This window comes from Hymenobacter tibetensis (genome assembly GCF_022827545.1).
Classification (GTDB): Bacteria; Bacteroidota; Bacteroidia; order Cytophagales; family Hymenobacteraceae; genus Hymenobacter; species Hymenobacter tibetensis.
Window position 1 is genome coordinate 900,811 of sequence record NZ_CP094669.1, and the last position, 13,711, is coordinate 914,521.

The 13,711-nt window shown below is 53.7% G+C and carries 12 protein-coding genes and 1 other RNA gene; 9 read left to right on the forward strand and 4 right to left on the reverse strand.

Annotation, left to right across the window (positions count from 1 at the left end; translation table 11 throughout):
• The first annotated feature begins 32 nt into the window (after positions 1 to 32).
• From MTX78_RS03710 to ssrA, 4 genes are all read left to right on the forward strand, one after another.
• Positions 33 to 236, forward strand: coding sequence for a hypothetical protein (locus tag MTX78_RS03710; RefSeq protein WP_243800023.1), 204 nt, complete (start codon positions 33 to 35; stop codon positions 234 to 236).
• Between the two features lie 216 nt (positions 237 to 452).
• The gene (locus MTX78_RS03715) at positions 453 to 1,526 is read left to right on the forward strand and encodes an OmpA family protein (protein WP_243800025.1); all 1,074 of its coding nucleotides are present in this window, start codon (positions 453 to 455) and stop codon (positions 1,524 to 1,526) included.
• A 283-nt stretch (positions 1,527 to 1,809) separates the two neighbouring features.
• Entirely contained in the window at positions 1,810 to 3,993 is a 2,184-nt protein-coding gene (locus MTX78_RS03720; RefSeq protein WP_243800026.1) for a prolyl oligopeptidase family serine peptidase, read from the forward strand.
• 242 nt (positions 3,994 to 4,235) lie between these two features.
• Positions 4,236 to 4,605: a transfer-messenger RNA gene (ssrA, locus tag MTX78_RS03725) on the forward strand.
• Between the two features lie 368 nt (positions 4,606 to 4,973).
• Here the strand turns inward: ssrA and MTX78_RS03730 are convergent.
• Positions 4,974 to 5,447 carry a hypothetical protein gene (locus MTX78_RS03730; protein WP_243800028.1) on the reverse strand — a complete coding sequence of 158 codons (474 nt, stop codon included), beginning with the start codon at positions 5,445 to 5,447 and terminating at the stop codon, positions 4,974 to 4,976.
• Positions 5,448 to 5,931: 484 nt separating this feature from the next.
• Between MTX78_RS03730 and MTX78_RS03735 the strand changes: the two genes are divergently transcribed.
• From MTX78_RS03735 to MTX78_RS03750, 4 genes are all read left to right on the forward strand, one after another.
• Positions 5,932 to 6,237 carry a hypothetical protein gene (locus MTX78_RS03735; RefSeq protein WP_243800030.1) on the forward strand — a complete coding sequence of 102 codons (306 nt, stop codon included), beginning with the start codon at positions 5,932 to 5,934 and terminating at the stop codon, positions 6,235 to 6,237.
• A gap of 789 nt (positions 6,238 to 7,026) precedes the next feature.
• Entirely contained in the window at positions 7,027 to 8,106 is a 1,080-nt protein-coding gene (locus tag MTX78_RS03740) for a glycosyltransferase family 61 protein (protein WP_243800032.1), read from the forward strand.
• Positions 8,107 to 8,220: 114 nt separating this feature from the next.
• Positions 8,221 to 8,805: an acyltransferase gene (locus tag MTX78_RS03745; RefSeq protein ID WP_243800034.1), complete on the forward strand. Its 585-nt coding sequence runs from the start codon at positions 8,221 to 8,223 to the stop codon at positions 8,803 to 8,805.
• A gap of 22 nt (positions 8,806 to 8,827) precedes the next feature.
• Positions 8,828 to 9,073, forward strand: coding sequence for a hypothetical protein (locus tag MTX78_RS03750; RefSeq protein ID WP_243800035.1), 246 nt, complete (start codon positions 8,828 to 8,830; stop codon positions 9,071 to 9,073).
• Between the two features lie 119 nt (positions 9,074 to 9,192).
• On the opposite strand, the gene MTX78_RS03755 is transcribed toward MTX78_RS03750, so the two are convergent.
• Positions 9,193 to 10,122, reverse strand: coding sequence for an AraC family transcriptional regulator (locus MTX78_RS03755; protein WP_243800037.1), 930 nt, complete (start codon positions 10,120 to 10,122; stop codon positions 9,193 to 9,195).
• Between the two features lie 375 nt (positions 10,123 to 10,497).
• Here MTX78_RS03755 and pckA point away from each other — a divergent pair, with 375 nt between their 5' ends.
• Positions 10,498 to 12,114 carry a phosphoenolpyruvate carboxykinase (ATP) gene (gene pckA / locus MTX78_RS03760; protein ID WP_243800039.1) on the forward strand — a complete coding sequence of 539 codons (1,617 nt, stop codon included), beginning with the start codon at positions 10,498 to 10,500 and terminating at the stop codon, positions 12,112 to 12,114.
• A gap of 68 nt (positions 12,115 to 12,182) precedes the next feature.
• Here pckA and MTX78_RS03765 read toward each other — a convergent pair whose 3' ends face one another.
• Both MTX78_RS03765 and MTX78_RS03770 read right to left on the reverse strand, forming a co-directional pair.
• Complete coding sequence (locus MTX78_RS03765) at positions 12,183 to 12,947, reverse strand: DUF475 domain-containing protein (protein WP_243800041.1); 765 nt, start codon at positions 12,945 to 12,947, stop codon at positions 12,183 to 12,185.
• Between the two features lie 16 nt (positions 12,948 to 12,963).
• Positions 12,964 to 13,686, reverse strand: a complete 723-nt coding sequence (locus tag MTX78_RS03770; RefSeq protein ID WP_243800043.1) for a DUF2490 domain-containing protein — start codon at positions 13,684 to 13,686, stop codon at positions 12,964 to 12,966.
• Positions 13,687 to 13,711: the final 25 nt, after the last annotated feature.

Consider the following 13,711-nt stretch of genomic DNA (forward strand, 5'->3'; position numbering starts at 1 on the left):
TCGCTCTTTTTAGGGTGCTTACGTGCCCTATCATGCCTGATTTTATCCCCGTTCAAGCCATGAAAACTGCTGCCTTTCTGCTCAAACTTCTATTCAGTGTATTGATGCTTACCACCGTGGCGCTACTGGTATCCGAAATAGCGCAGGCCCGCCACTCGGTTGCTCGTCCAGACTTTGCGCACCCCAACACCACCGCGCCTTCCGTGTACAGCTACGTGCGGCATACCCGTGAATAACTTGCTGGCAATCAGGTGTATGTTCGCTTGTATAGCAGAAGTTAAGTGCCCGTGTTTGCGGCGTACGGCAGTGGTGTTTGTCTGCCTTCGGCTTCTCTCTGCGGTGAGAATACAGCGCCTTCTGTACCTATAAGCTGCTAACCGCGGCCGCCCATACTGCCGCCAACAGGCTACCCCACGCCTTCCTTCCATTCGCTCTTTTACTTCTCTGCTTGTATGATACTCACTCCGTTTTGGCGAGCTGCCGCTTTGGGTATGTTGCTCGTCGCCGCCGCTTGTTCAACTGATAAAAAGCCAGAAGCCGCCACTGCCACCGTGCCCTTGCCCATAGCGGCTACCGCGGCCGTAGCCGTCCCGGCCGAAAAGCCAGCGGCAGTTGCGCCCGAAACCGCACCGTCCGTCCCGGCCGGCTTCGACCCCGGCGCTGTGCCCGTCTCGACGGCTACAGTAGGTGCTTTCCCGTTCGTGAGTCTGCTTGATGGCTACAAGGCAATGACCCGCGAAAACTCGTCCGGTAATTCAACTAAAGACTACCTCAAAGACGTGGCCTTCGACCAGTACGAGTTCTTCGACGGCACAAAGCTAATTCCAGTGGAAGGGCGCCTCTACACGGTGCGAGCCATGGGCAAAGAAGCTTCCTTTTTCCAGGTGCAGAAAACCTACGAGACCTTGCTGAAAGGCTTGGGCGGCGTAACGGTGTTTGAGGGCCCCACCAAGAAAATGAAGGAGCTTAAACTCGCCTACGGAGACCCTCGCCACCGGTCGCGCTACATGCCCGAAAACGAAAAGATGGGGGTGTACATGGCGCGCCTCCCCGACCGTGAAATATGGGTGGAAACTTACTCGGTGTGGGACGATGCCAACAACTACTGGCTGACGGTGGTGGAGAAAAAGGGGCTGCCCATGCAGGCTACCGTGCTGCCCGCCGCCGAAATGAAAAAAGCCCTTGATGCTACCGGCCACGTAGCCCTCTACCTCAATTTCGATACCGACCAGGCCACGCTCAAGCCTGATGCCCAAGCTACTATAGCTCAAATCATCAGCCTGCTGGCCCAAAGCCCCGACCTTAAGCTGGCCGTGCAGGGCCACACCGATAATCTTGGCACGCCTCAGCACAACCAGGAGTTGTCGGAGGCCCGGGCCCGCACGGTGGTGGCCACCCTTGCGGCCCAAGGCATTGCCGCCGACCGCCTGCAAGCCGCTGGCTTCGGCCAAACCAAGCCCCTGGCCGACAACGCCACCGAAGAAGGCAAAGCCAAAAACCGCCGCGTCGAGCTGGTAAAACTGTAGCTGCGCCTTGCTTCTGCGGGGCTTGTCTGGGTGCAAGCCATATACTACAACTACAACTCCCTGGCTCGGGCAGCCCTGACACCATAGGACGTGCACGCCGCTGGCACGACCGAGGAGGGAGTAGAAGCCCACCGGACGTGGAAATAGACCAGGTGCGACCTGCGCGCAAGCCTTTGCAACCTGTATGAATGCTTAACCACGCTTCCTTAGCTTCCTTTGGTAGCTACTCAAGTAAGTCGATAAGTAAGAAGATGTGCTCCAACGAAATGATAGCCTAACACCCATGAAACCAATTCAGTACTTCACTTTCTTCGGCAGCCTGCTGGCCAGTGCCTCGGCCGTTGCTCAACTCACGCCCGCCCCCTCGGTGCCGGCTTCCGACACGTACTTCGGGGTGAAGGTAGACGACCCCTACCGCAACCTGGAAAACCTGACGGACCCTGCCGTAGCTGCCTGGATGAAAGCGCAGAGTGAGTACGCGCGCAAAACCCTGGATGGCATTCCGGGCCGGCAAAAGCTCATCGACCAGATGGTGGATTTCGACAAGCGCAAAGCCAGCCGCGTGAACGACCTGCGCGTAGCCGACAACGACCGGTATTTCTATTTCAAGTCACGGCCACAAGACCAGCAGCCCAAGCTCTACTGCCGCGACGGCTATGCGGGCGCCGAAGTGCTGCTCTTCGACCCCGAAACCTTCGAGCCGGGTAAAGTATACACCATCAGCTCTTTCACGCCTTCCTTCGACGGTTCTAAGGTGGCCTTCGCGCTCAGTCAAAAAGGCGAGGAAGTAGGAGAGGGGTACATCATGGATGTGAAGACCCGTAAACTGTACCCCGAGCGGATTCGTCCGATGTCGTTGGGCGGAGCTGGTGATTGGCTGCCCGATAACAACAGTTTCACGTACACGCCCCTCAACAGCGCCGACGTGAAAGACGCTGCCGCTCGCCTGAACACCCAATCGTTCGTGCACCGCGTGGGCACGCCGCAAAGCCAAGACAAGCCGGTGTTTTCAGCTAAAGTAGCCCCTGCGCTGGCCATCAAGCCCGAAGAGTATTCTTATGCCTTCTACGAAAAAGAAAGCAAGTTGCTTATCGGGGTGCTGTACACCGTGGACCGGTATCTGAAAGCGTACTACGCGCCAGTTACGGAGTTGAAGCAGCCCCAAATAGCGTGGAAACCCTTGTTCAAGTCCGAGCAGGAAGTAACCAACGTGGTGGCCGACGAGCAGTACCTCTACTTCACGACGTCGAAAAACACGCCGCGTCAGAAAATCATGCGTACGCCCGTTGCACGCCCTAACGTAGCCACGGCCGAGCTGCTGGTTCCTGAATCCACTGGCGAAGCCATCAACGACGAGCAACTCAAAGCCACGAAGGATGGGCTGTATTTTGTGCGGACTAAAAACGGGGTGGAAGCCAAGCTGTACTTCGTGGCGAAGAACTCGAAAACGGTGCGTGAACTGAAGCTGCCGCAAGCGGCGGGCCGGCTGGAACTGGTAACCAAAAACACGAAGTCGTCGGATTTGTGGGTGACGATGGGTGGCTGGACCACCGACCGCAAGCGCTACCGCTACGACGTGGCAGGCAGCAAGTTTGTGGCCGAGCCGCTGTCGTCGGAAGCGCAGTACCCTGAATTTGCCGACGTAGTAGTGGATGAAGTAATGGTGCCCTCGCACGACGGTACGCTGGTACCACTTTCCATCATGTACAAGAAAGGCACGCCCCGCAACGGCAGCGCGCCCACCCTTATGGTCGGGTACGGTGCCTATTCCCGGGCGATGGAACCCACGTTCATGCCGACTTTCTTGCTCTGGACGCAGCAAGGCGGTATTCTGGCCTGTCCGCACGTGCGCGGAGGTGGGGAGCTAGGCGAGGCCTGGCACAAAGCCGGCCAAAAAACAACCAAGCCCAACACCTGGAAAGACCTTATTGCCTGCGCCGACTACCTAGTGAAAAACCAGTATACCAGCCCCGGCAAAGTGGCCATCAACGGCGGCAGCGCAGGCGGCATCCTAATTGGCCGGGCCATGACCGAGCGGCCAGACTTGTTTGCGGTAGCCATTCCGGAAGTCGGGATTCTGAACGCCACGCGCATGGAGAATTCGCCTAATGGCCCCGCGAACGTACCGGAGTTTGGCACCATGCAAAAGGAAGACGAGGCCAAAGCCCTGCTGGAAATGGATGCCTACCAACACCTCAAGCCCGGCACCAAATACCCCGCCACGCTCGTCACGGCCGGTTTCAACGACCCACGCGTCATTGCTTGGCAGCCCGCTAAGTTTGCTGCCCGCCTGCAAGCCAGCAATACTTCTGGTAAGCCCATCCTCTTCTTCACCGACTACGACGCGGGCCACGGCATAGGCGACTCCAGGCAGAAGCAGTTTGAAAGCATTGCCGATTTGCTGGCCTTTGGGCTGTGGCAGACTGGTGCACCGGCATTTCAACTGAAAAGCACAGCAGTGAAATAGGCACACACGATAGAGGGCGGTATGGCAAGCGGTTGTTAGTTAGTTAGTTAGTTAGTTAGTTAGTCCATAACAGCTTGTAGTACGGAAGGAATCTAGGTGCAATCGTTGAGAAACTGAACGCAGATTCCGTGCTCCTCTTGGAGCAACAAGCGGGAACAATTTTGCCTGTTCGCAACGTTTTCTCCCCGACGTGCGTACATTCGCACCCCGCTATTCGTGGCGGGTCTCGTTCTTTCTAATTTGGGGCTGACCGGAATTGACAGCTTGTGCAAGTCGCGAGTAAGCGTGTCGGGAGTTGGATGAATCTCCCGTTAAAAAGTCGTCCAAACAACAACCGGCGAGTATAGCTACGCCATGGCTGCTTAGTCTAGGTACTAAGTAATGTCATCGTCCCGCATCCGTCTTCCTTTTCACGGGTGAGTTCGGGGCGTCGTAAGTATTAGGATAGTCTTGGTGGCGCTGCGACGCCAAGGCGAAACTCAAGCAGATAAGGACAAACCAAGGGCCTGATGTGCGCCTGGGATGTCTCGAAAATTCAAGCATAGATACACACGTAGAAAGCTCGACGCCTTCCTTGTCTGGACCAGGGTTCGAATCCCTGCAGCTCCACAGAAAACGCCGCTTCCGGTTTGGGAGCGGCGTTTTTGTTTTATGGGGATACAGATAGGAGTACTGTCTGCTGAGTGTGAAATAATTATGCCTCCCATCTTGAGAAACAACATGACAAAAAAACAACTTTGACCTACAATATTCCTTTTATAAAGAATTGGTCAAACAAACTCATTTAATAGGCGATATCATTCAAGAATTGATGCTCCGTAAGGTCAAGGCTGATGGGACTATGCACGCATTGATGTCTGCTACTAATAAGTTGAGGCCTGCAATTAGTGTAAACGGGAAGCTGAAGCACATGAGTACTACAAAAAAAGCCCCGATCTAAAGAGGCCGGGGCTTGTGGTTTAGAAGTAAATGAGTACACTTTACAGTGGAGGAAGACCTGTTTGGTCTACTACCCCGTTCCAATGCAAGCTGCTAGACGCTTTACCCGTCTGGTCGATATCAAAGTTGACCCTCCATACATAGCCGTAGGCTCGTGGGTCACGATCAATGAATTGTCCTCTCCAGTGGTAAGGAAAGACGACACCTGGATAGTCGGCTGTATTGATTTGCCCTTCAAATACATTGATAATCTTGTTGGCCTTTACTTCCGTGTAGTTTTTACGATACATCATAACACAGGGAAGCCCCGCAGGAAGCCCAGTTAAATTAATGGCTGCCTCGCTGGTAAAGCAATAGGAATCTGCCCGATAAGTCCACTGTTGGACAGCTGAGTTCGAAGAAACCTGACTGTTAAGCGAGGCATTCTTTGGCGCGGCTTCTTCTCTGCTGCAATTCGTAGTCATTACCCCAATCAAGGAGATACTCGCAAGTAGGATGTGTACATTCTTTCTCATGGTAGTAGAGGGTTGAAGATGAGTGAGAACATGAATATATATATAATAAACATAAAATTTCAAGCTTATATTACTGTTTCTTTATAATAACTTAACTCATATTTTTTTGACCTTTTTCGTTTTTAGATAAATTAAATTTGTTGGTGAATATGCTGCTAGCGTAAAGCGCTCTTTACTCTAGGTACGCCACTAAAAAGCCTCCCGGAGTAGGAAGGGCTTTAGTTAAGCTTGATTCTCTACCTTATGGCCTTAGTATTTTATTTCAACTTCCTATGAGCCTTAAGCAGACTATTAAAAACACACTCAATAAGCTGCCCTATGTACGGGGCTTACACGAAGCCAACGCCAACTTCACCAGAACGCGCTGTATCCAGCTGGGCATTTTTACTCTCCAATTATTTCAGTTGATGCGGTCAAGCAACAGACCGACACCATCTGGGCCAGCCGCGAACAAGACGGCATTGCTGGCATTAACTTGCGCACCATGGAGCAACTGGCCTTGCTGCAAGAGTTAAGCGTCTACTATCCCGAGATACCCTGGACAGTGCATAAGAAAGAAGGACTGCGCTACCAGTTCGAGAATGACTTCTATTTGTACACGGATGGCATCATTCTCTACTCCTTGCTACGGCACCTAAAGCCCAAGCGTGTGATTGAAATCGGATCCGGCTTTTCGTCGGCCGTGATGCTCGACACCAATGAGTTATTTTTGCAGCACAGACTGGAGCTAACGTTTATCGAGCCGTACGCTGGCCGGCTGCTCTCGCTCTTGTCTGAAGCTGATAAGTGACAGACGACCATTATTGAATCCTTTGTGCAGACGATTCCGCTGGCCACATATGACCAGTTGGAGGCCGGTGATATCTTATTCGTGGACAGTACGCGCGTAGTGAAAACTGGCAACGACGTAAATCACATCTTATTTGAGATTCTGCCACGTCTCAAGCCCGGCGTGTACATTCACTTCTATGATGTTTTTATCCTTTCGAATACCCGAAAGACTGGGTGTTTGGCGGCTACAATTGGAATGAGGACTACTTTCTGAAGTCATATCCTCATGTACAATACCACCTTCGAAATCCGGTTCTTTTCTGAATATTTGCACAAACACCACGCATCTGCCTTCCGAGATATGCCACTGGCCTACCAAAACCACGGGGGCAATTTATGGCTTCAAAAGAAATAGAAGCGTGTAAGTCCCCATAAGCCCTGACCTGTGGAGAGCGGGGCTTGTCTTTTAGGGAGCGTATTAGACTACCAGCCGAATTGAGATACGCCGTACCACATACACACTAGCAGTGCTAGCAAGAGCACCCAGCCTACTTTATCAAGTATAGACATTTGCTCATGTGCCCGGTTCAGACGGTGGGCAATACTTCTGCGACGCTTCTTAGTTTTTAGCATGATAGTTTGCATAGATTGGATAAGAAGATGTGCAAATTTATCACACTTCAGTGTAAAGTCTTAAGCTAGACCCAACATACCTTTTCGCGTCTTCGCTATATCTTCCACTCGTATCACGCCAGCACATTAGGTGCTCGCGTCTATCTTTACCTGCCTATCGTCTTTCTTCTACCGCGTGAAAAAGTCTTTATTTCCTAGCATTGCCGTTACACCTCCGCTTCCCTTGAATTATGCTGAGGCACCCGAATTTTTCAATAATAGCTATGAGTTGCCACAGGCTGCCCACTCCGACGCTGACGTAGCGCATAGTGCACGACAAGAGTCCGGGCGCAATGACACACGACCATACCATACACAAGAAATAGGGCAATGGGACGTGCGAGGAGCCTTCCTATTCTCCAATGGGCTGCTGTACACCCCGGTAAACTTATTGAAAGAAAGCTGTGTCGATGCAGTATTCTTACATCAGTATGCCCCTACCTATCCCCTGGTGCGCATTGCCAAAGATTTCTTGAAGCGGCGTATTGAGGTACTGCCTACAGCGGAAAAGTACGTCACCATATTCGACGCTTGGAGCAGCAATCATTACCACTTACTAATCGACGCACTACCCCGTTTGTTGTTATTGGAAGAGCACGAAGCCTATATTCTCTTGGCTCCCGACACGAGCTATATGCGCAAGTGTTTGGAACCACTGCTTTCTTTATACGGATTTCGCTTCAAGGCCGTACGCTATATAAATCGCGCCGTTTGGGTTAGTCAATGTCGGTTTATTTCTAAACTCACTACCTCCGGCTACACACACCCTGTGCTAGCCAAGCAATTAAAGGAGCGGCTAGCGTTGCCTTACAGCCACACTCGCAAGCTTTATGTAAAGCGCAGTAACGCCGCCTACCGGCGCGTACTGAATGAGGTGGCAGTAGAGGCGCTACTTGTAGCCCACGGCTTTGAAGTGATTGACTTTGATGAGTATTCTATTCCAGAGCAGGCCCGCTTAGCTGCCAGCGCGGCTATTATGGTCGGTATGCACGGAGCTGGTTTAACTAATGCCGTGTTTATGCCTATTGGTGCGCGCTTAGTGGAATTTCGGCGGACGGGTGTGCATCATAATCACTGTTACTGGTTTCTTGCTGCCGGCGTAGGGCTGGAGTATGCCACCATTTTTGGTAAGCCCGACCAAAGTGACTTGGTGTTAGAAGGCAACGGCTGCAATCTTACAATTCCGCTAGACGCCTTAGAACTTGCCATAAGGTGATTGTATGTACGGTTGCCTAGCTTTGCATTCCACCTATTGTATAGAGTAATGATAGCTGCCTTTCGTGCGCTATATCGCACTTGCCGTGAGGCACACACTGCTACTATCCCAGCCTTGCTCTTGTTTTACTGGCGCAAGCAATATGGTGTGAACCTGTTAGCTCAGCCTAACACGCAGATTGTTGGCATTCGAAACCTGCGCACGGGTACTGGTATTCTCAATGTTGGTGTCAGCTATGTCGGCTTTGCGGTGGCGCAAGATGTCGCTCGACTCAATATTAGTGGCAAGCTCCACACGGAAGGAGATGTGCGCATTGGCAAAGGATGCCGCCTCGATATAGGACCACAAGCTACAGTGCACATCGGGGAAGGCACTTACTTGAATCCGTACACGCGCATCGTTTCTTTGCACGGGCTGCGGATTGGTAAGTACTGTGCTATCAGTTGGGAATGTCAGTTTCTCGACGAAGATTTTCACGCCATTACGTATGAGACGCCTCGTCCGGCAAAAGACCCCCGCATTACAGTGGGCGACCATGTGTGGATTGGGAGCCGAGTTTCGGTTTTCAAGGGGGCCACAATTCCCACCGGATGCGTCGTTGCCTCTGGCGCTGTGGTAACTAAGGCATTCACCGAAGAGAACTGTTTGCTGGCTGGCAATCCAGCTGAGGTCGTGCGTCGTAATATTACCTGGGAATAATACCAGGTTTTACACGACTATCATGGATACACTACCTATTACCCCGATTTATGGCGCCAATACAGAGCGTCGGCATCAAGCTTTTCTTGTTTGCGTCGCTGGCCTAGCAGAGCGCCACAAGTGCTATTTGCAGGACGAAGGCAGAAGAATTACCGACTGCTATTCGCTGGAACTAGGTAATCTGAGCAGCCGAATTGAAATCCAGCAGGATGTGCCATCTACTTTATACGAAGAGCTACTTACCTGCTGGAAGCATTGCTTCTCTTAACTTCCACCTCACACACTATTGCTCCCACCAGAACTGCCAACAGTAGTGAGTGAGGCCAAAAGTTGGATTGTGTAATAAATCCGAAGTTGAAAACCGTTGCGGAGGTAAGTTTGTCGCTTTCAAGTAGTCTGCTTTTCTACTGCATCTGGACGCTCGGTTTGTAGTTCGTCGTGGTAGGCGCGGGCCCGGTAGGCCATGGGGGAGAGGCCAGTGTGCTTGCGGAAAAAGCGGGTGAAATATCCGGAATCCGCAAATTGCAGGGTGTAGGCAATTTCGGAAATCGAGGAGGACGTGTACACTAGGTGGTTGTGCGCCCTACGGATGGTGTTGGCATTCACGATTTCCAGTGCCGACTTGCCTTTCACGGCCTGGCAAATACGGTTGAGGTGTACGGGCGTAATGTTCAACTCCCGCGCGTACTGCGAAATCTTTTTCTCGAAGGGGGCGGCACGGGCTACGCTTTTTTGAAACTCGTGGAAGTAGTGCAGGTTGCGGTTGGAACTGGCCTTGGCTTTGTTTTCTTGGTGTTTCAGCAAGCGGAAGAGCTTCACGAACAGCAGCTTGAAGTAGCCATTCAAGGCCAGTTGCTTCTCCGGCAAGTTGGAATGCATTTCGGCGTGGATGTGCCGCTCCAAGCTTAAGAGCTCGGCGAAGCTTTCTTCCTCAGTGAAGTCGGTGAGCACGTACAGGCTGTTGAGTTCGATAAGAATAGCCGGGCTGACTTGCAGAATGGTGTCGAGGAGGGCGTCGGCGACGGTGAGGGAGCGGCCTTTCACCTGCGGGCTGAACGTGAAGGCGTGCACTGTATTGGATGGGATAAGCACCACGCAAGGCGTTTGCAGGGGCAAGGGTTCGGCGCCGGTATCGAGGGTGGCCTGCCCGGCTTCCAAAAAAAACAGCTGGTACAGATTGCCGTGTAGGTGGGGTTTCAGCCCCCAATTGGTAGTTCGGTTGCGTTGGGCAATAAGCTGGCTATAAATATAGGTGTGCGAAACCTGGGCCTTATCGTCTCCATAGAGGCCGTTGTAGCGGGCAATTTCCTTAGTCATTGGAGGTACAGAACAGAAACAGTGAAACGACTACCGCTACGCCTAGAACGGCTAAGTGCCACGGGTGACGGATGGGTGCGATGAAATACCTGAAAAGTGAAATGTTCTATTTGTCCTAGTAATATAGAAAAACATCTCATTCAAGTGACTGGCTGCTAGAGTAGCTTTGTTTCAAGATTATTGCGGCTGCAGGACGTCCCTGCTTCAGAGGTGTTTATTGCCACTTCTGCCCTCCCTGTTTCTGATGTTCTAATTGTCCGGCTGCTTGCGCAGGTGGCAGACAGGAGAGGTATGCCTGTTCCGTTGCAGTGCCCGTCGGTGCTTTCGTTCGTTCACCCAGTTTCCATTCCCATCCCCACTTTTTCTTCTTGTTCTATGGACGCCACACTTCACGCTCGTCTCGCACCGCTTGGCTTTGCTACGCCCCCGGCCCAAGTGCACCTGAACCTATCGGCTCCCGACCTGGTGGCGGCTGCTCTGCGCCGTGCTGAAGGCGTGCTCACCGACACTGGGGCCCTGATGTGCGACACCGGCCAGTTCACGGGCCGCTCGCCCAAAGACCGGTTTCTTGTGCAAGACGCTCTTACCACGGATGCGGTGTGGTGGGGCGACATCAACATTCCCTTCGCTCCCGAGAAGTTCGACCGCCTACACCAGAAGATGGTAGCCTACCTCGACGACAAAGAAGTGTATGTGCGGGAGGCCTACGCGGGCGCCCATCCGGCCTCGCAACTCAAGCTGCGCGTAGTGAATGAGCTAGCCTGGCACAACTTGTTCTGCCATCACCTGTTTCTGCGCCCGGAGGCCACCGCCGATACCACCTGGACGCCTGATTTCAGCATTATCTGTGCCCCTGGCTTCCACGCCGACCCCGCCACCGATGGTACACGCCAAGCCAACTTTGCAGTCATCAACTTCAGCAAGAAGCTGATTCTGATTGGGGGCACGGGCTATGCCGGCGAGATGAAGAAAGGCATTTTCGGGGTGCTTAACTTCCTACTGCCTCATCAGCGCCACACTCTGCCCATGCACTGCTCGGCCAACGTGGGCCCCGACGGCGATACCGCCATATTCTTTGGCCTCTCAGGCACCGGCAAAACCACCCTCTCCGCCGACCCAAACCGCGGGCTGATCGGCGACGATGAGCACGGCTGGCTGCCCAACGAGGAAGGTATCTTCAACTTCGAGGGCGGCTGCTACGCCAAAGTCATTGACCTGTCGGCGGAGAAGGAGCCCGATATCTGGCAGGCTATCCGTACGGGGGCCATTGTCGAGAACACGCGCTTCGTGCCCGGCACCACCACCGTGGATTATGCCAACACCAGCGTTACCGAAAACACCCGCACGGCCTACCCGTTGTCGTTTATTGCCAACGCGGTGGAGCCGTCGGTGGGCAGCGTGCTCAAGAACATTTTCTTCCTGACCGCCGACGCCTTCGGGGTACTGCCGCCCATCAGCCGCTTAGACAAAAGCCACGCCATGTACCACTTTCTCTCGGGCTACACGGCCAAGGTAGCGGGCACCGAAATGGGTATCACTGAGCCGCAAACCACGTTTTCGGCCTGCTTCGGGGCGGTGTTTCTGCCCTTGCACCCCACCCGCTACGCCGAATTGCTGGGCCAGAAGCTCGACGAGCACCCCGATACGGCGGTATGGCTCATCAATACGGGCTGGAGCGGTGGCAGTTACGGAGTGGGCCAACGCATGAAGCTGAGCTACACCCGGGCTATGATTACGGCGGCCCTCACTGGGGCTCTGAACGAGGTGTCGTTTCAGCCGCATCCGGTGTTTGGAGTGGATATGCCCACAGCCGTGCCTGGCGTACCAACCCACCTGCTCGACCCGCGCCACACCTGGACCGACCCAGAGGCGTACGACCGGACGGCGGCCGAGCTGGCAACCAAGTTCGTGGTCAACTTCCAGAAGTACGCCGCTTTTGCAAACGACGAGATTCTAGCAGGTGCCCCGAAAGCTGAATTGGTACAGGCCTAAGCTATAGTACCCAACCACTTTTCCAGCGCTGCTCGGGTAGTCCCGGTTCTCCTTGGTGAGGGCCGGGACTATTGTTTGGCGGTTTGCTGCTTCACCCAGGAGGCAAACAGTGGCACTGCGAATATGGCTACGGTAAGTACCGTCAGGCCCGCATCGGCGGCCTCGCTGCCCAGCAAACGGCTGATAGGGTGGGAGGGATAGTAGTGCTCGAACAACGACAGCAGCAGCTTCAAACTCAGAATCCCGATAACCACAAAGGCCGCTGTTTCCAGGAACGGGTACTTGCCCATCAGCAGCACAAAGGCCTGGGCCACCAGCCGCATGGCCATAATACCAATGAACACGCCCAAGCAAATCAGAATCAGGTTGTCGGTGAAAGCCACCACGGCAAACACGTTGTCGATGGAAAAAGCCAAATCCATCAGTTCGATGAGGGCGACGGTGGCCCAAAACTTTCCGAACAAGCCCAGCGTGCGCCGATAAATCCAGCTTTGTTGCTTGTCTACCTGCTCCCCGTCGGAATCACCGCTGTGGTCTTTCGACCGAAAGTGGCTGTAAACCAGGAACAGCAGGTACAGGCCCCCCAGAGGTTTGAGAAACCAGAACTCGATCAGAAAGGAAGCAAACAGAATACACAGGCCCCGAAATACATAGGCCCCAATGATGCCGTAGCGCAAGGCTTTGCTGCGCTGCTCTTTGGGCAAGTCGCCGACCATAGTAGCCAACACCGCCGCGTTATCAACGGAGAGGAGACTTTCGATAACAACCAGGTTGCCCACGATGGCGAGGGCGCCCAGCGGATTCTCCAGGATTTCTTGTAGGTGGATGTTCATGCGGAAAAGGAAAAACTTACTGCGGCAGGAAGCGCGGACGCCGCGCCGGCTTATCGGCCGACCATCCGAAGTCGTGGCGCAGAATAAAGGCTACGTAATTGGCACGGTCGGCGCCACCGTTGAATTGGGTCATCCACAATAGCTCGCCGCCTAGGTGCTTGTTGAGGATATAACCCGCCCCGACCCATACTCGGTTGCTATCAAAGGGATTTTCTTGGTCGCTGATGCGAATTTCGTCTTTGATGGTAGCATACCACTTCGGGTTGTCTAGGGTTTTCGGGCCTAAGGGCAGGCGCAGCGACGCCAGGTACCGAAACCGGAGCCGAAAGCCGGCGCTAGTCCAGCGCTCCTCGATGCGGTAGCGGTGCAGCAGCCGGGCGCGGCCCAGCTTGTTGTTGACAATCACTTGCTGATAGAGGCGGTTTTCGCGGTTGTCGAATTTTTCGGTTTCCTCGGGGTTGGAATACGGCTGGAGCTGCAAGTACATGTAGCCCGCCGCCACCGACATGGGCAGGCTCTTGAGGTTGTATTGCAGGTTCGCTAGGCCTAACAGCAGCCGCTTATCGGCGAGGCCGCTATAGGCGCGGTATTGCGCCCCCAGGTTCACGTCGAAGCGCTGGTTGAGCGAGTAGGTGCCCGTGTATTGCAGCCAGCCGTTGTATTTGCCGCGGTTCTGGGCCTGGAGGGTGCTGCTGGCTACCAGCAGGAAAAGCACGAAGAACACTAAAGCTTTTTTCATGGGAAAGAAGGAGCGGTGCCAGCCT

What these genes read in the sequence shown, in the direction of transcription:
- MTX78_RS03710 (WP_243800023.1), top strand. Translation starts at nt 33, where the DNA reads ATGCCTGATTTTATCCCCGTTCAAGCCATGAAAACTGCTGCCTTTCTG.
- MTX78_RS03720 (WP_243800026.1), top strand. Translation starts at nt 1,810, where the DNA reads ATGAAACCAATTCAGTACTTCACTTTCTTCGGCAGCCTGCTGGCCAGT.
- MTX78_RS03755 (WP_243800037.1), bottom strand. Translation starts at nt 10,122, where the DNA reads ATGACTAAGGAAATTGCCCGCTACAACGGCCTCTATGGAGACGATAAG.
- MTX78_RS03730 (WP_243800028.1), bottom strand. Translation starts at nt 5,447, where the DNA reads ATGAGAAAGAATGTACACATCCTACTTGCGAGTATCTCCTTGATTGGG.
- MTX78_RS03735 (WP_243800030.1), top strand. Translation starts at nt 5,932, where the DNA reads ATGGAGCAACTGGCCTTGCTGCAAGAGTTAAGCGTCTACTATCCCGAG.
- MTX78_RS03750 (WP_243800035.1), top strand. Translation starts at nt 8,828, where the DNA reads ATGGATACACTACCTATTACCCCGATTTATGGCGCCAATACAGAGCGT.
- MTX78_RS03765 (WP_243800041.1), bottom strand. Translation starts at nt 12,947, where the DNA reads ATGAACATCCACCTACAAGAAATCCTGGAGAATCCGCTGGGCGCCCTC.
- pckA (WP_243800039.1), top strand. Translation starts at nt 10,498, where the DNA reads ATGGACGCCACACTTCACGCTCGTCTCGCACCGCTTGGCTTTGCTACG.
- MTX78_RS03770 (WP_243800043.1), bottom strand. Translation starts at nt 13,686, where the DNA reads ATGAAAAAAGCTTTAGTGTTCTTCGTGCTTTTCCTGCTGGTAGCCAGC.
- MTX78_RS03715 (WP_243800025.1), top strand. Translation starts at nt 453, where the DNA reads ATGATACTCACTCCGTTTTGGCGAGCTGCCGCTTTGGGTATGTTGCTC.